Origin of the sequence: Pseudomonas sp. I2 (genome assembly GCF_040984075.1) — a bacterium.
Lineage (GTDB): Bacteria > Pseudomonadota > Gammaproteobacteria > Pseudomonadales > Pseudomonadaceae > Aquipseudomonas > Aquipseudomonas guariconensis_B.
Genome location: NZ_JBCGFQ010000011.1, coordinates 87,008 through 100,913 on the forward strand (window position 1 = coordinate 87,008; position 13,906 = coordinate 100,913).

18 protein-coding genes are annotated in these 13,906 nt (G+C 68.6%); 11 read left to right on the plus strand and 7 right to left on the minus strand.

The genetic code is table 11. The annotated features are described in order from the left end of the window. Window positions 1-10: 10 nt before the first annotated feature. Together WCE05_RS07895 and WCE05_RS07900 are read left to right on the plus strand one after the other, a co-directional pair. Window positions 11-1,969 (plus strand): acetoacetate--CoA ligase, encoded by a 1,959-nt coding sequence (locus WCE05_RS07895; protein WP_368815709.1) that lies wholly within the window; start codon window positions 11-13, stop codon window positions 1,967-1,969. A gap of 34 nt (window positions 1,970-2,003) precedes the next feature. Beyond that, the gene (locus tag WCE05_RS07900) at window positions 2,004-2,279 is read left to right on the plus strand and encodes a peptidylprolyl isomerase (protein WP_225787843.1); all 276 of its coding nucleotides are present in this window, start codon (window positions 2,004-2,006) and stop codon (window positions 2,277-2,279) included. 3 nt (window positions 2,280-2,282) lie between these two features. On the opposite strand, the gene WCE05_RS07905 is transcribed toward WCE05_RS07900, so the two are convergent. After that, on the minus strand, window positions 2,283-2,906 hold the full coding sequence (locus WCE05_RS07905; protein WP_225787844.1) for a LysE family translocator: 624 nt from the start codon (window positions 2,904-2,906) through the stop codon (window positions 2,283-2,285). A 134-nt stretch (window positions 2,907-3,040) separates the two neighbouring features. Between WCE05_RS07905 and WCE05_RS07910 the strand changes: the two genes are divergently transcribed. Further along, a complete protein-coding gene (locus tag WCE05_RS07910) occupies window positions 3,041-3,862 on the plus strand; it encodes an AraC family transcriptional regulator (protein ID WP_225787845.1) in 822 nt (273 codons plus the stop codon). Between the two features lie 154 nt (window positions 3,863-4,016). Continuing rightward, on the plus strand, window positions 4,017-4,637 hold the full coding sequence (locus WCE05_RS07915; RefSeq protein WP_253080136.1) for a LysE family translocator: 621 nt from the start codon (window positions 4,017-4,019) through the stop codon (window positions 4,635-4,637). On the opposite strand, the gene WCE05_RS07920 is transcribed toward WCE05_RS07915, so the two are convergent. Continuing rightward, complete coding sequence (locus WCE05_RS07920) at window positions 4,615-5,310, minus strand: metallophosphoesterase (protein WP_253080137.1); 696 nt, start codon at window positions 5,308-5,310, stop codon at window positions 4,615-4,617. The genes WCE05_RS07915 and WCE05_RS07920 overlap by 23 nt on opposite strands. 77 nt (window positions 5,311-5,387) lie before the next feature. Here WCE05_RS07920 and WCE05_RS07925 point away from each other — a divergent pair, with 77 nt between their 5' ends. The 3 genes from WCE05_RS07925 (at window position 5,388) to WCE05_RS07935 (ending at window position 6,967) form a co-directional block, all read left to right on the plus strand. After that, window positions 5,388-5,903: a DUF3016 domain-containing protein gene (locus WCE05_RS07925; RefSeq protein WP_225787848.1), complete on the plus strand. Its 516-nt coding sequence runs from the start codon at window positions 5,388-5,390 to the stop codon at window positions 5,901-5,903. A gap of 81 nt (window positions 5,904-5,984) precedes the next feature. Further along, complete coding sequence (locus WCE05_RS07930) at window positions 5,985-6,728, plus strand: carbon-nitrogen hydrolase family protein (protein ID WP_225787849.1); 744 nt, start codon at window positions 5,985-5,987, stop codon at window positions 6,726-6,728. Beyond that, complete coding sequence (locus WCE05_RS07935; protein WP_225787850.1) at window positions 6,725-6,967, plus strand: hypothetical protein; 243 nt, start codon at window positions 6,725-6,727, stop codon at window positions 6,965-6,967. Before WCE05_RS07930 ends, WCE05_RS07935 begins: the two co-directional genes overlap by 4 nt. Before the next feature lie 12 nt (window positions 6,968-6,979). Here WCE05_RS07935 and WCE05_RS07940 read toward each other — a convergent pair whose 3' ends face one another. The 5 genes from WCE05_RS07940 to WCE05_RS07960 all read right to left on the minus strand — a co-directional run bounded on the left by WCE05_RS07940 (window position 6,980) and on the right by WCE05_RS07960 (window position 9,195). Beyond that, window positions 6,980-7,480, minus strand: coding sequence for a methylated-DNA--[protein]-cysteine S-methyltransferase (locus WCE05_RS07940; RefSeq protein ID WP_253090805.1), 501 nt, complete (start codon window positions 7,478-7,480; stop codon window positions 6,980-6,982). A gap of 158 nt (window positions 7,481-7,638) precedes the next feature. Then, complete coding sequence (locus WCE05_RS07945; RefSeq protein ID WP_368815710.1) at window positions 7,639-7,965, minus strand: hypothetical protein; 327 nt, start codon at window positions 7,963-7,965, stop codon at window positions 7,639-7,641. Between the two features lie 134 nt (window positions 7,966-8,099). Next, the gene (locus tag WCE05_RS07950) at window positions 8,100-8,339 is read right to left on the minus strand and encodes a hypothetical protein (protein WP_225787853.1); all 240 of its coding nucleotides are present in this window, start codon (window positions 8,337-8,339) and stop codon (window positions 8,100-8,102) included. Between the two features lie 143 nt (window positions 8,340-8,482). Beyond that, window positions 8,483-8,713, minus strand: a complete 231-nt coding sequence (locus tag WCE05_RS07955; protein ID WP_225787854.1) for a metallothionein — start codon at window positions 8,711-8,713, stop codon at window positions 8,483-8,485. A gap of 2 nt (window positions 8,714-8,715) precedes the next feature. Then, a complete protein-coding gene (locus tag WCE05_RS07960) occupies window positions 8,716-9,195 on the minus strand; it encodes a phosphotransferase system, HPr-related protein (protein ID WP_225787855.1) in 480 nt (159 codons plus the stop codon). Window positions 9,196-9,357: 162 nt separating this feature from the next. Between WCE05_RS07960 and ligD the strand changes: the two genes are divergently transcribed. From ligD to WCE05_RS07980, 4 genes are read left to right on the plus strand one after another with little or no spacing between them, the layout of a single operon-like run. Continuing rightward, window positions 9,358-11,853, plus strand: a complete 2,496-nt coding sequence (gene ligD / locus WCE05_RS07965; RefSeq protein ID WP_368815711.1) for a DNA ligase D — start codon at window positions 9,358-9,360, stop codon at window positions 11,851-11,853. Further along, complete coding sequence (locus tag WCE05_RS07970; protein ID WP_225787857.1) at window positions 11,853-12,101, plus strand: hypothetical protein; 249 nt, start codon at window positions 11,853-11,855, stop codon at window positions 12,099-12,101. The genes ligD and WCE05_RS07970 overlap by 1 nt, the downstream gene beginning before the upstream one ends. Beyond that, a complete protein-coding gene (locus WCE05_RS07975; protein ID WP_225787858.1) occupies window positions 12,098-13,141 on the plus strand; it encodes an acyl-CoA dehydrogenase family protein in 1,044 nt (347 codons plus the stop codon). The genes WCE05_RS07970 and WCE05_RS07975 overlap by 4 nt, the downstream gene beginning before the upstream one ends. Continuing rightward, a complete protein-coding gene (locus tag WCE05_RS07980; protein WP_225787859.1) occupies window positions 13,138-13,893 on the plus strand; it encodes a PIG-L deacetylase family protein in 756 nt (251 codons plus the stop codon). The genes WCE05_RS07975 and WCE05_RS07980 overlap by 4 nt, the downstream gene beginning before the upstream one ends. Window positions 13,894-13,906 lie beyond the last annotated feature (13 nt).

The following is a 13,906-nucleotide window of genomic DNA, read 5'->3' on the forward strand; positions in this document are numbered from 1 at the left end:
AGGTTTCGGCATGAACGATGTGCTCTGGCGCCCCACCACGGCGCAGGTCGAGGCCAGCCGGATGGATGCCTTCCGCCGCCGGGTCAACCTGCGGTTCAACCTCCAGCTCAACGACTATGCCGCGCTGCACCGCTGGAGCGTCGAGCAGCGCCCGGCCTTCTGGCAGGCCCTCGCCGAGTATTTTCACGTCAACTGGCACACACCTGCGACCCAGGTCCTGGACGAAGGCCCAGGCATGCCCGAGGCTCAGTGGTTCGTCGGGGCCACCCTGAACTACGCCGAACACCTGCTGCACCGGCGCGATGACCGCCCGGCGCTGGTCGCCGTGCGCGAGGACGGCACCCGCCAGGTACTCACCCACGCCCAGCTGGCCGCCCAGGTCGCCGGGCTGCAGAAGGCGCTCCAGGCAGCGGGCATCCAGGTCGGCGACCGGGTCGCGGCGGTGATGCCCAACACCTGGGAAACCCTGGTGGCCATGCTCGCCTGCAGCAGCCTCGGGGCGATCTGGTCCAGCTCGTCGCCGGAGTTCGGCCTGCACGGGATCATCGACCGCTTCGGCCAGATCGCGCCGAAACTGCTGATCGCCTGTGCCGGTTACCAGTACGCCGGCAAGACCATCGACCAGGTGGAGAAGATCAACCAGGTCACCGCCCAGTTGCCCGGCCTGGAACACCTGCTGGTCGTGCCCCATACCCGTACGCAGACACGTCCCGAGGAGTTCCACGCGCCGCGTGTCAGCCTGTGGCAGGACTTTTTCCAGGCCGGCGGCGAACCGCGCTTCGTGGCGCTGCCCTTCGACCATCCGCTGTACATCCTCTATTCGAGCGGTACCACCGGCGTGCCCAAGTGCATCGTCCACCGTGCGGGCGGGGTGCTGCTGCAGCACTTGAAGGAACACGGCCTGCACAACGACCTCAAGGCCAACGACGTGCTGTTCTACTACACCACCTGCGGTTGGATGATGTGGAACTGGCTGGCCAGCGGCCTGGCGGTCGGCGCCACCCTGGTGCTGTACGACGGCTCGCCCTTCCATCCCGGCCCCGAGCGCCTGCTCGATTTGATCGACGCCGAAGGCATCCAGGCCTTCGGCACCAGCGCCAAATACCTGGCCGCCCTTGAGCAGGAAGGCCTGGAACCGGCCCGCAGCCACCGCCTCGGCAGCCTGCGCCTGCTCATGTCCACCGGCTCGCCGCTGTCGCCCCACAGCTACGACTATGTCTACGGCAGGATCAAGGCCGACCTGTGCCTGGCCTCGATGTCCGGCGGTACCGACATCGTTTCCTGCTTCGTGCTCGGCAACCCGCTGCTGCCGGTGCGCCGTGGCGAGATCCAGTGCAAGGGGCTGGGCATGGCGGTCGAGGTGTGGAACGAGCACGGCCAGCCGGTGACCGGCGAGAAAGGCGAGCTGGTCTGTACCCGCAACTTCCCTTGCATGCCGCTGGGCTTCTGGGGCGACCAGGACGGCAGCCGCTACCGCGATGCCTATTTCAGCCAGTACCCCGGCATCTGGGCCCAGGGCGACTATGCCGAGGAGCGTCCGAGCGGCGGCTGGGTGATCCATGGCCGCTCCGACGCCGTGCTCAACCCCGGCGGCGTGCGCATCGGCACGGCGGAGATCTACCGGCAGGTGGAAAAGGTCGAGCAGGTGCTGGAAAGCGTGGCCATCGGCCAGGACTGGAAGGGCGACGTGCGCGTGGTCCTGTTCGTCCGCCTGCGCGAGGGCCTGCAGCTCGACGATGCGTTGCGCCAGCGCATCCGCCAGGTCATCCGCCAGTACACCACACCGCGCCACGTGCCGGCGGTGATCGTCCAGGTCAGCGACATCCCGCGCACCATCAGCGGCAAGCTGGTGGAGCTGGCGATCCGCAACGTGGTCCATGGCTTGCCGGTGAACAATACCGATGCCCTGGCCAACCCCGAGGCCCTGGAACAGTTCCGCGACCGCGCGGAGCTGCGCGATCAGGCATAATGGCGCCCTTTTTCGCCCGAAGCACAGGTACCCCATGAAAGCTCAAGCCCGCCACATCCTGGTCAAGACCGCTGCCGAAGCCGAACAGCTCAAGCAACGCCTCGCCAAGGGCGAGGCCTTCGACGTGCTGGCGAAGAAGTTCTCCACCTGCCCGTCGGCCAAGCGTGGCGGCGACCTGGGCGAGGTGCGCCCCGGCCAGTTGGTGGGCGCCATCGACCAAGTGATCTTCAAGAAGGCCTTGCGCGTGGTGCACGGCCCGATCAAGACCAAGTTCGGCTACCACCTGGTGCAGACCTTCTACCGCGACTGACCCTCAGCGCCGCGCCGCCAACAGCCCCAGCCCGGCACAACCGAGCAGCGACGCGCTGACCCGGTTGAACAACCGGCGTGGCCTCGGGCGGCTGAACCAGCGCTGCAGATAAGCGCCCAGGCCGGAATAGAGGGCGATGGCGGCCCACTCCAGCAGCAGGAACAGCACGCCCAGCCAGAGGAACTGCTCGCTTACCGGCGTAGCGCTGCCGACGGACACGAACTGCGGCAGGAAGGCGGTGAAGATCAGGATGGCTTTCGGATTGCCCGCCGCCACCCAGAACTCCTGGCGCGCCAGGCGCCAGGTGCCCCGTGGATGGTCACCAGCCACCACGGCTTCGCCCACTGGCGCGCGCCACAATTGCCAGGCGATGTAGAACAGGTAGGCGGCGCCCACCACCTTGATCGCCAGGAACAGGTATTCGCTGGTGTGCAGCACCACCGCCAGGCCCATGGCGGCCAGGGCGATCATGCCGCTGAAGGCGAGGATCCGCCCGCCGCCGGCGACACAGGCAGTGCGCAGGCCATAGCGGCTGGCGTTGTGCAGGGACAGCAGGTTGTTGGGCCCCGGCGCCATGTTCAGGGCGAAGCAGGCGGGGATGAATAGCAGCAGGCTCGACAGGTCCATCATCGTTCTCCATGGAAACGACAGCAGCCTCGCGTTGGGCACCCTCCACGTCAAGCACAGTCGTGCAGCGAATGGCCGTAACAGTGGCTTCGGGGCTAGACTGCACGTCCCGGCAACCGGCAAGCAGGCCCCTCATGCCCTCGACCCACAGCGAACTCTGGCGCGACCCGGCCCTGCCCTTCGTGGAAAGCCGCCGCGCCTGCCACAGCCGGGCCTGCTACAAGGCCCACAGCCACCCGACCTTCTCCATCGGCGCGGTCGACGCCGGCGCCAGCCATTTCAGTGGCGCCGGTGCCGGCCGGCAGCGCCTCACACCCGGCACCCTGGTGCTGGTGCCGGCGCAGCGGGTGCATGCCTGCAACCCCGAACCGGGCCGGGCCTGGAGCTACCAGATGCTGCACCTGGATGCCGACTGGCTGCGCCGCCTGCGGCTGGAGTCGGGGGTGGCAGCGGGCGAACCGGGGGCGCCAGCACGTATCACCCGCTCGGCGGCGTTGTATCGTCAGTTCTGCCGGCTCAACGCGCTGCTTTTTTCCGCTGCCAGCCCGGCGGAAAAGGAAGCGGCGCTGGTGGCGTTCATCGGTGACCATGACTTCGCCGCCTGCCCCACCCTCGACGCCGCACCGGTGCCGGCGCAGGACCTGCAGGCCCTGCGCGGCCTGATCGAGCGTATCCAGGTGGACAGCCAGGCGGACCTGAGCCTCGCCCGGCTGGCGGAGCTGGCCGGCCTGGGTCGTTACCAGCTGATCCGCACCTTCCGGGCCGCCACGGGGATGACGCCTCATGCGTACTTGCTCAATGCCCGGATCAACCAGGCCCGCGAGCTGCTGCGCCAGGGCCTGGCGCTGGCGGATGTCGCCTATCGCTTGGGGTTCGCTGACCAGAGCCATTTCCAGCGGGTGTTCAAGGCCCATGCGGGGGTGACGCCAGGACATTATCGGCAGGGCGTCAGTTAACAGCGTAGGGGGTTGGCAATTGCTGGGGCGCGAGGCAGCCCCAAAGAAGGAACTGCACCGGCAATGTCCCCTACCCCGCAATAATCTTCAATACGCCACTGGGCCCCCAGCGACAGACTGCGGCTTTCGTCCCTTGCCACAGAAGCCCGCCCCCATGGAGCAGTTCCTGATCGTCGCCACCGTCCACTTCCTCGCCCTGCTGTCCCCCGGCCCCGACTTCTTCCTGGTCGCCCGCACCTCGGCCACTGCCGGCTGGCGCGTGGCCAGCGGTGCCTGCCTGGGCATCGCCCTGGCCAATGGCCTGTTCATCGGCGCCGCCTTCACAGGCATGTCGGCCCTGCATGACGGCACCGCCCTGTTCATTGCCCTGCAACTGGCCGGCTGCGCCTACCTGCTGTACATCGGTGCGCTGTTCCTACGGCACGCGGGCCACAGCAACCTGGTACCCGCCGCCGAGCGCCGCGCCCAGGCAGCCCACGGCTGGCTGCAGAGCCTGGGCATGGGCTTCGCCTCCGGCATCCTCAACCCGAAGAACGCCCTGTTCTACGCCAGCCTGGCGAGCATGGTCGCCAGCAGCAGCGCGGCCTGGAAACTGGCCTACGGCAGCTGGATGTTCGCCATCGTCCTGCTCTGGGACTTGCTGGTGGCCGTTGCCATCGGCAACCAGCGGGTGCTGCGTCGCTTCGCCCGGGCCCTGCCCTGGCTGGAACGGGCATCGGGCGCCATGTTGATGTTGCTCGCAGCCGCCGTGCTCATGCACCTGCTACTGGGCTGACCAGCTCCAGGGAGTCCAGTGCCATCAGGCTGAAGAATCCGCTGCTCCAACCGCCAGTGTCCAGGTGCCAGACATTGCCCAGGCGCTTGGCCCGCACCACCGGCGTGTGCCCCACCAACAGGGCCCGCAGCCCCTCGACCGGCTGGGTATCGCCTTCGCGCAGGCGACGTCGCGACCACTGGCAGACCTCACGCACCGCGGGGTCGTCCGCCGCCTGCAAGCGCGCGCGCAGCGTCGGCCAGTCGGCGAACGGGCTGTCGGCATGCAGCAGGCCGACCAGCCCGTCGGCGGTCTGCACCTCCATGCCGATAGGCATGGAGGCAAATCCCTCGACATAACGCTGCTGGTCGGCCCTGGGCAGGTCGAGGAACCAACCGCCACCGGCGGCGCGGTACATGTCCAGGTCGAGCCGGCCGCCGCGCAGGTGATTGATCGCCAGCGCCTCGTGGTTGCCCTGTACCGCGTAGAACCAGGGGCGGGCCAGCCAGTCCAGGGCCTGCAGGCTGTCCGGGCCGCGGTCCACCAGGTCGCCGACGCTGAACAGCCGGTCGACCTCGGGGTCGAAGCCCAGCGTGTCCAGGCACTGCCGCAGGCGGGCGAAATGGCCATGGATATCGCCCACCGCCAGGTCGCGTCCCCTTGTATTGGCGGCTACCCGCCTGAAACGGTTCATGGCATCGATCCTCTGCTAGCTGGCCAGCGTCAGGCGTAGAATAGAGGGGCAAAGCAGTCCGCCACCGGAGGTGCATCATGCGTACCGCCCTCGCTTGTACCGTGCTGATGGTGCTGGCATTCGACAGCATGGCACAAGGCACCCCGACCGCGCAGGTCGAGGTCCGTTTCGACCATCCCGAGAAATTCCGCGATGCCAGCCTCGATAGCCAGGGCTACGAGCGTGGCGCCGATGCCTACGTCATGAAAAGCCTGACCCAGCACCTGCAGAAGCTCGGCCAGCGCTACCTGCAGCCTGGCCAGCAGCTGCGCATCGCCATCAGCGACATCGACCTGGCCGGCCGCTACGAGCCCTGGCACGGCCGCGCCTACGACGTGCGCTTCATGCGCGAGATCACCTGGCCGAGCATCGACCTGAGCTACACCCTGAGCCAGCCTGGGCAGCCGGATCGCCAGGCCCAGGAGCGGGTCAGCGACAAGATGTACCTCAGCCGCCCGGGCCGCCAGGCCAGCAGCAGCGACCGCCTGTATGCGGAAAAGGCCATGCTCGACGACTGGTTCCGCCAACGCTTCGCGCCGCTTCCGGCCTCCTGAGCCCGACGCGATGGCCGCTGGTGCAGGCGACCCGGCCGGGGGTATCCTCTGCCGTTCGCCTTCACCAGGGATGGAAGCACCATGAAGCTATGCGCCGTACAACTGGCCAGCCGCAAGGGCGATCTGCCAGGCAACCTGCGCCGTCACCTGCACTGCATCGAGCGCGCCGTCGAGTTGGGCGCGCAGTTGGTGGCCTTTCCCGAACTGTCCCTGACGGGCTACGAACCCTCCCTCGCCCGCCAACTGGCGCACCCCGCCGATTCGGCGTTGCTCGATCCCCTGCAAGCCTTGTGCGATCGCCATGGCGTCAACGTGGCGGTCGGGCTGCCGCTACCGGCGGCAGATGGGGTGCACATCGGCCTGCCGATCCTGCGCCCGCACGCGCCGCGCCTGGCCTATGCCAAGCAGCGCCTGCACAGCGATGAACTGCCCTTTTTCGTCGCAGGCGACCGTCCCCTGGTCTTTCCCCTCGGCGACCGGCATGTCGCGCCGGCGATCTGCTACGAGTCGATGTTCTTCGAGCATGCCGAACAGGCCAGGTCGATGGGCGCAGACATCTACCTGGCCAGCGTGGCCAAGACCGCCAAGGGGATCGAAGAAGGGTTCACGCACTATCCCGAGGTGGCCCGGCGCCTTGGCATGCCGGTGTTGCTGGCCAACTGCGTCGGCCCGGCAGACACTTTCGTCGGCGCTGGCCATTGCGCCGCCTGGGACGATCGGGGGCGATTGCTGGCAGCGCTGGATGGGCACGCGCAGGGGTTGCTCCTGCTGGACACCTCGCTGGCCAGCGCCCAAGCCCTGCCACTGGATGACCTGCCAGCATGAAATACCTGCTGACGACCTTGGCCAGCTATGCCTGCACCTATTACCTGACCGGCCTGCTGATCCGCGGGCGCCTGGCCGACATCGCCGAGGGGCTGCGCCACCGCCCGGACGCCCCGCCGCCTGGCCAGTACCTGCGTGAGGTGGAGCAGCACGCCCGGCGTGCCCATCGGCGCTACAGCCTGGCGGCCGGTACCCTGGTGGCGGCGCTGGCCTGCCTGCTGCTGGCCTGGCTGGAGTGAAGCCGTCGGCGACTAGAAGTCCAGCGCCAGGCTCTGCCGCCCCTCCAGGGCGAGCAAGTACTGCTTGGCCGGCAGGCCACCGGCAAAACCGGTGAGGCTGCCCGAGGCGCCGATCACCCGGTGACACGGGGCGATGATCGAGATCGGGTTGCGCCCATTGGCCGCGCCGACCGCCCGCACGGCGCTGGGGCTGCCGATCTGCCGGGCGATCTCGCTGTAGCTGCGTGTTTCGCCGAAGGGGATGGTCAACAGCGCCGCCCACACCTGACGCTGGAAGTCGGTGCCGGCGAAGTCCAGGTCCAGTTCGAAGCGCTGACGCTGGCCGGCGAAGTACTCGCCCAACTGGCGGGCGGTTTCCACCAGCACGGGGTGGCTATCGTCCCGGTGCAGCCCGCCCAGGCGCACCCGGTTCTCCCGCTCCGCCTCCCACAGCACGGCAGCCAGCCGCTCGCCCCGCGCCACCAGCGTCAAGGTGCCGACGGGCGATTGCATCAGGGTGAAGGCGCAGGACATGACGGACTCCTCGGCAAGAAACGATTCCGAGGGACTGTACGCGTAACACCGTCAGATTGCATAGTCACTGCCCCAGCGCTTCCAGTGACAGCGGTGACAGTGGTTCGGGCGGCAGTTGCGACTGAAAGCATCGCACCCCGCCGCCCGGCAGAAGGTTCCTACCTACCAGTGCAGGCAACGGCCACCTCGACATTGGCCGGGGACCTCGACGTCTGCAGCGCAGCATCGTTGACGATCCGCCTGGCGCGCCCGACGCCCCAGGCCAGGGCCCGGGTCATCGACTCGCCCGGACGGGAGTCGAACGCCTCCTCGTGCATCGCCATGCCGGATGGCGCATAGACGCCGATGAACATCTGCGTGGCGCCTGTACGCGACAGTCTCACCCGCACATCGATGCAGGTACCGTCGTCGAGTGTCTCGTCGTGTGTCCGATGATGAAGGGTCGGGTCTGCCCAAGACCAGTAAACGTCACCGCGAATTCTCATGCCGCCTCCTACGACTTTAGTCTTATACGTGTCGGTAGTGGCACCATAGCGCAAGGCCAGCAGGACGCAACCGCCGTTGGCCGGCCCGAGCGCGGAATCGGACGGTCGGGCGAGGGCCAGGTGTTGGCCAGCCGCTAGTCGGGTTTGGGCCTGGCCTTGTCGCGCGCGCAGGTGCCAGGGTACGACTCGACCCACTTGCGTTCCTGGCTCACCGCGCGAGGGTCATCGTCTTCCCTGCCACCGCCCTCCTCCTCGTTCATCAGCGGATCGTCGTCAGGGTCGGGTATATCGGGCCGTTCTGGGTCGATCGGGCCGTCAGGTGGTGTCGGGGCGTTCGGGTGCATGCCGCCTTGTTGCCTCGAGTCAGGGGTCATCGTCGTCTCCCTCGGGAAAGTCGCTGTCATCACACCTGGTTGGATGAAAGGCGCCGGGGGCCCGTTCGTTTTATCTGACGCCATTGGTCGGTCGAGCAGTTGGGGCCGCTTTGCAGCCCCAAACGCACCAGCCCCCAGGTACATCACGGCGATATCGGGTCGCTCGCCGGAAAGGTCTCGTCCAGCGCATTGTCCACGTTGGCTTCCCTTGGCTGCACCGCTTCGCCACACTTGCAGTCGGCCATGCGGCACGGCTCGCCGTTGCGGTGGCCGGTGGCGCAGGCCTCGCAGCAGTACGCCTTGCCATCCTGCAACAGGGCATTGGCGTCCACCGTGCAGGAACAATGGTTACAGGCACAACGTTGCTCGCTCATGCTCAGCTCCTTTCTCGATCATCGTCATCCCCTTCCACCGGCGATACCCGGTCGGTCCAGGGTTCGCCGTCGAGGGGCGCGGAGCGGGCCAGCTCGGCCTCGTCCAGGCCGATGCCGCCGCCGATCTCGTGCTCCTCGACCCGGCGCAGGGTCTTGTCCGCCGGCCCTCCGCTGCCGCCCGGCTCACGGGGGTCGCGGGCGCCGCTCTGGTCATGGAGGGTGTCGGGGCTCAGGTCGTCGAGGGTGACGTTGTCCTCGTGCAAGCTGTCGCTCAGGACCTCGCCACCGCTCATGCCGCTTTCGGCCACCCGCCGCGGCGGGTAGTCCTGGGCCACCTCCTGGGCCGGGCGCTCATCGCCGGCCCGTCCCTCGCGCTCGTCGTGACGGTCGCTGAAGTCCAGTTCGCGGACGCTGCCCATGCGGTCCTCGGTATCGTCGATCTCGGCCTGTGGCCGGTGTTTCGGGTCGTCTGGCTGGGGCATCACGGCTCTCCGTCAGGTGGGTTCATCTGGTCGACTGCCGACGCGGGGCAATGATTCAGAGTTTCTGCTGGATGGCGGCACCAGCCGCCTCGAAAATTTGAACTCTCCCCGCCAGCGCTCCCTCCCACCTCTAGAGACCCGCGAACCGTCCCGGAGCCCGCCATGGCCAAGCCCCTGCAGGAGTACCAGCGCAAACGCGACTTCGACGCCACGCCCGAGCCGTCCGGCAAGCGTCGCCACGGGCAGCAGGCCCACGCACTGCAGTACTGCATCCAGAAGCACGACGCCAGCCACCTGCACTACGACTTCCGCCTGGAACTGGACGGCACCCTCAAGAGCTGGGCCATCCCCAAGGGCCCCTCCCTCGACCCCACGGTGCGCCGCCTGGCGGTGCACGTGGAGGACCACCCGCTGGACTACGCCGATTTCGAAGGGCACATCCCCGAAGGCCACTACGGCGCCGGCGACGTGATCGTCTGGGACCGCGGTGTCTGGCAGCCGGAGGGCGACCCCCACGCCGCCTACGCCAAGGGCAAGCTGCGCTTTCGCCTGCAGGGCGAGAAGCTGGCCGGTGCGTGGAACCTGTTCCGTACCCACCTGGCTGGCAAGAAGGAGCAATGGCTGCTGGTCAAGTCCCACGATGGCGCGGCGCGCAGCGAGGCCGACTACTGCATCGTCGAGGCCGAGCCCGACAGTGTCCTCAGCGAACGCACCCTGGTGCCTCGTCGAGCCAAGGCCAGCGCCGCCAGCGAACGCCCCGCCAGCCCCCGCAAGCGCCCCGGCAAGGCCGAGCTGCCAGCACTGCTGCAACCGCAACTGGCCACGCTGGTCGACGCCCCGCCCGCCGGCGACTGGCGCTACGAGGTCAAGTTCGACGGCTACCGCATCCTCGCCCGGGTCGACGGCGACGACGTGCGCCTGTTCACCCGCAACGGCCATGACTGGAGTGCCCGAATGCCGCGCCAGGTGGCCGCCCTGGGCAAACTCAAGCTGGCCTGCGCCTGGCTCGACGGCGAGGTGGTGGTGCCCGGCGAACACGGCATGGCCGACTTCCAGGCCTTGCAGAACGCCTTCGACACCGAGCACGACGAACGCATCATCTACTACCTCTTCGACCTGCCATTCCTCGGCGGCCAGGACCTACGCCAGGTACCCCTGGAGAAACGCCGGGAGACGCTGCGCCAGTTGCTGGACGGGCACGAGTCGGACCTGCTCAGGTACTCCGCCGACTTCGAGCAGCCGGTCCATGCCCTGCTCGACAGCGCCTGCCGCCTGCAGCTCGAGGGCCTGATCGGCAAGCGCGCCGGCAGCCCCTACCGAGGCCGGCGCAGCAGCGACTGGATCAAGCTCAAGTGCAAGCAACGCCAGGAGTTCGTGATCGTCGGCTATACCGACCCGAAGGGCTGCCGCGCCGGCCTCGGCGCCCTGCTGCTGGCCCTGCACGACAACGACAGCGGCGCGCTGCGCTATGCCGGCAAGGTCGGCACCGGTTTCAGCACCACCACCCTGCACAGCCTGCAGGCGCGCCTCGCCCCCCTGGAGATCGCCAAGCCGGCCCTGGCCAGGCCGCCGACCGGCGCCGAGGCCCGCGGCGTGCACTGGCTGCAGCCACGGCTGCTGGCCGAAGTGGCCTACGCCCAGATGACCCGCGACGGCGTGGTGCGCCACGCGGTGTTCCATGGCCTGCGCGACGACAAGCCGGCCACCGCCATCGACCTGGAGCGCGCCATGCCCAAGAGCCAAGTGTCGAAAAGCAGCACCTGGGCCTGCGGGCCGACGATACCCGGCAACCTGCGCCTGACCCACCCCGACCGGGTGATCGACGCCACCTGCGGCGTGACCAAACGCCAGGTGGCCGAGTACTACGCCGAGGTCGCCGACTGGATCCTGCCGCAGCTCGAGCACCGCCCCGTCGCCCTGGTACGCGCCCCCGACGGCCTCGGCGGCGAGCTGTTCTTCCAGAAGAACGCCGGCCAGTTGCACATCCCTGGCGTGGTCAGCTACAGCAAGGCGCAGGCCGGCCAGGCGGCGATGATCCTCAACAGCGCCGAGAGCCTGCTGGGCGCGGTGCAGATGAACATGCTCGAACTGCACACCTGGAACGGCACCGACAAGGACTTCGACCGGCCCGACCGCTTCGTCCTCGACCTCGACCCCGACCCGGCGTTGCCCTGGAAGGCCATGCTCGAAGCCACCCAGCTGACCCTCACCCTGCTCGATGAGCTGGGCCTGAAGGTGTTCCTCAAGACCAGCGGCGGCAAGGGCATCCACCTGGTGGTACCACTGACCCGCCGCGCCGATTGGGACGAGGTGAAGGACTTCAGCCACGCCGTCGTCGACCACTTGGCCGGGCTGTTCCCCGACCGTCTGAGCGCGGTGTCCGGGCCGAAGAACCGAATCGGGCGGATCTTCATCGACTACCTGCGCAACGGCAAGGGCGCCACCACCGTCAGCGCCTATTCTCTGCGGGCCCGCGAGGGCCTGCCGGTGTCGGTGCCGATCTGGCGGGAAGAGCTGGCCCAGCTCAAGGGCGCCAACCAATGGCACATCGGCAATGTGCGCGAGCGCTTGGCCGAGGTCGACGACCCGTGGGCCGACTTCGGCAAGACCCGCCAATCGATCACCGCGCGCATGCGCAAGCGACTGGGGCTGGGCTGATGGAGCGGCTGATCGACCTGCTGCAGTGGCCGGCGATGGTGCTGACCGTACTGGCCGCCTGGTGCATTGGCTCGCGTCAGCCCCGGCGGCGGCGGATCGGGTTCTGCTGCTTCATCAGCAGCAACGTGCTGTGGGTGATCTGGGGCTGGCACGTGCAGGCGTGGGCCTTGATCGTCCTGCAGTTCTGCCTGTGCGCCATGAACCTGCGTGGCTGGAAGAAGAACACCCCGGTGGAGCATACCCCATGAGCATCGTCCAGGACTTCGACCTGACCCATCTCGACCGCCTGTTGCGCACGTTCACCGAACGGCCCCAGGCGCTGAACCTCGACACTCAGCTGCTGGCGCTGATGCAGGCGTTGCAGGCCGATCACCTCGACCTGCTGCCACTGCCCGGCCAGGGCCATACCCTGCAGCGCTGGCAGACCCTGGCCCGCATCGCTGGCTGCGACCTGGCCTTGGCCAAGCTCTACGAGGGCCATACCGATGCCCTGGCGATCCTCGCCGAATGCGCCGCGCCGCACCTGGTGGGCGACGGCATCTGGGGAGTGTGGGCCGCCGAGCCGCCGGATGCCCGCGCACGCATCGTCGCACGTGACGGCGAGCGGGTGCGCCTCGGCGGGCGCAAGGCCTGGTGCTCCGGCGCCTTGCAGATCGACCGGGCGTTGATCACCGCCTGGGCCGACGACACGCAGCCACAGTTGGTGGCCATCGAGCTGTCGCACCCCAGCCAGCGCATCCAGGCAGACCGTTGGCAGGCGGTGGGCATGGCCACCACCACCAGTGTCGAGATCGCATTCGACGACAGCCCCGGCATCGCCGTCGGTCGCCCAGGCCAGTACCTGTCGCGCCCGGGGTTCTGGCACGGTGGGGCCGGCATCGCTGCCTGCTGGTACGGCGCCGCCGAGGCCTTGGCCGACTACCTGCGCGAGCAGTGCCGCAAGCCACGCCCCGATGTCCACGCCGAGGCTCATCTGGGGGCGGTGGACGCCGCGCTGTTCGGCGCCCGCGCCGCCCTGCGCGAATGCGCCGCCTGGATCGACCGGCAGCCGACCGCCGATGCCAGCTTCGAAGTCCGCCGCACCCGCGCCCAGGTGGAGCAGGCGGTCGAGCAGGTGATCCGTCACGTGGGCCGTGCGCTAGGGGCCACGCCCTTCTGTCGCAGCAGCCATTTCGCCCGGCTCAGCGCCGACTTGCCGGTGTACCTGCGCCAGAGCCACGCCGAGCGTGACCTGGCAGCGCTCGGGCAACAGCTGGCCCAGGTGCCGGCAGGTGCGTGGCAGCTATGAGCGAGAATCGCATCCAGGCCAGCCGCGGCACGCCCTGGAGCGCCTGGCAGCACTCGGCGCACCTGGCCCGGGCCAGTTGGATCAGCCCCGATCAGCTATGCCCGCCGGGCCGGCGCCTGGTCTTGGTGGCGCCGCACCCGGACGACGAGGTTCTCATGGCCGGCGGGCTGCTGGCGGGCTTTCACGGCCGAGAACAGGACCTGCTGCTGATCTCGGTCAGCGATGGCGAGGCCAGCCACCCCGGGTCCGCGCACTGGACCGAGCATCGCCTGCGGCGCCAGCGGCCGCTGGAGAGCCGCCACGCCCTGCAACACTTGGAGCTGGACCTCAACCAACTGCAATGGCACCGGCTCAACCTCAAGGACGGTGCCGTGGCCCGCGACGAGGCGTTCCTGGTCAACCACCTGGGCCAGGCGCTCAAGCCCGGCGACCTGCTGCTGACCACCTGGCGCGGCGACGGTCATGCCGATCACGAGGCGGTCGGCCGCGCCGCGGCCCAGGCCGCCCGAGCCCGCCAGGCGCAGTTGGCCGAGGTACCGGTATGGGCCTGGCACTGGGCTCAACCCGACGATCCCCGCCTGCCCTGGCCCCGCGCCCACCGCCTGCAACTGGACGAGACGCGCCTGGCGCGCAAACGCCTGGCCATCGCCGCCCATGCCAGCCAGCTGGCGCCGGACCAGGGGCGCCCGCCGGTGCTCCCGTCCAGCCTGCTGGAATGCCTGCTGCAACCTTTCGAACTGGTGCTGCTTTGAATGGAAACGGAGT

What these genes read in the sequence shown, in the direction of transcription:
- WCE05_RS07895 (WP_368815709.1), top strand. Translation starts at nt 11, where the DNA reads ATGAACGATGTGCTCTGGCGCCCCACCACGGCGCAGGTCGAGGCCAGC.
- WCE05_RS07900 (WP_225787843.1), top strand. Translation starts at nt 2,004, where the DNA reads ATGAAAGCTCAAGCCCGCCACATCCTGGTCAAGACCGCTGCCGAAGCC.
- WCE05_RS07905 (WP_225787844.1), bottom strand. Translation starts at nt 2,906, where the DNA reads ATGGACCTGTCGAGCCTGCTGCTATTCATCCCCGCCTGCTTCGCCCTG.
- WCE05_RS07910 (WP_225787845.1), top strand. Translation starts at nt 3,041, where the DNA reads ATGCCCTCGACCCACAGCGAACTCTGGCGCGACCCGGCCCTGCCCTTC.
- WCE05_RS07915 (WP_253080136.1), top strand. Translation starts at nt 4,017, where the DNA reads ATGGAGCAGTTCCTGATCGTCGCCACCGTCCACTTCCTCGCCCTGCTG.
- WCE05_RS07920 (WP_253080137.1), bottom strand. Translation starts at nt 5,310, where the DNA reads ATGAACCGTTTCAGGCGGGTAGCCGCCAATACAAGGGGACGCGACCTG.
- WCE05_RS07925 (WP_225787848.1), top strand. Translation starts at nt 5,388, where the DNA reads ATGCGTACCGCCCTCGCTTGTACCGTGCTGATGGTGCTGGCATTCGAC.
- WCE05_RS07930 (WP_225787849.1), top strand. Translation starts at nt 5,985, where the DNA reads ATGAAGCTATGCGCCGTACAACTGGCCAGCCGCAAGGGCGATCTGCCA.
- WCE05_RS07935 (WP_225787850.1), top strand. Translation starts at nt 6,725, where the DNA reads ATGAAATACCTGCTGACGACCTTGGCCAGCTATGCCTGCACCTATTAC.
- WCE05_RS07940 (WP_253090805.1), bottom strand. Translation starts at nt 7,480, where the DNA reads ATGTCCTGCGCCTTCACCCTGATGCAATCGCCCGTCGGCACCTTGACG.
- WCE05_RS07945 (WP_368815710.1), bottom strand. Translation starts at nt 7,965, where the DNA reads ATGAGAATTCGCGGTGACGTTTACTGGTCTTGGGCAGACCCGACCCTT.
- WCE05_RS07950 (WP_225787853.1), bottom strand. Translation starts at nt 8,339, where the DNA reads ATGACCCCTGACTCGAGGCAACAAGGCGGCATGCACCCGAACGCCCCG.
- WCE05_RS07955 (WP_225787854.1), bottom strand. Translation starts at nt 8,713, where the DNA reads ATGAGCGAGCAACGTTGTGCCTGTAACCATTGTTCCTGCACGGTGGAC.
- WCE05_RS07960 (WP_225787855.1), bottom strand. Translation starts at nt 9,195, where the DNA reads ATGCCCCAGCCAGACGACCCGAAACACCGGCCACAGGCCGAGATCGAC.
- ligD (WP_368815711.1), top strand. Translation starts at nt 9,358, where the DNA reads ATGGCCAAGCCCCTGCAGGAGTACCAGCGCAAACGCGACTTCGACGCC.
- WCE05_RS07970 (WP_225787857.1), top strand. Translation starts at nt 11,853, where the DNA reads ATGGAGCGGCTGATCGACCTGCTGCAGTGGCCGGCGATGGTGCTGACC.
- WCE05_RS07975 (WP_225787858.1), top strand. Translation starts at nt 12,098, where the DNA reads ATGAGCATCGTCCAGGACTTCGACCTGACCCATCTCGACCGCCTGTTG.
- WCE05_RS07980 (WP_225787859.1), top strand. Translation starts at nt 13,138, where the DNA reads ATGAGCGAGAATCGCATCCAGGCCAGCCGCGGCACGCCCTGGAGCGCC.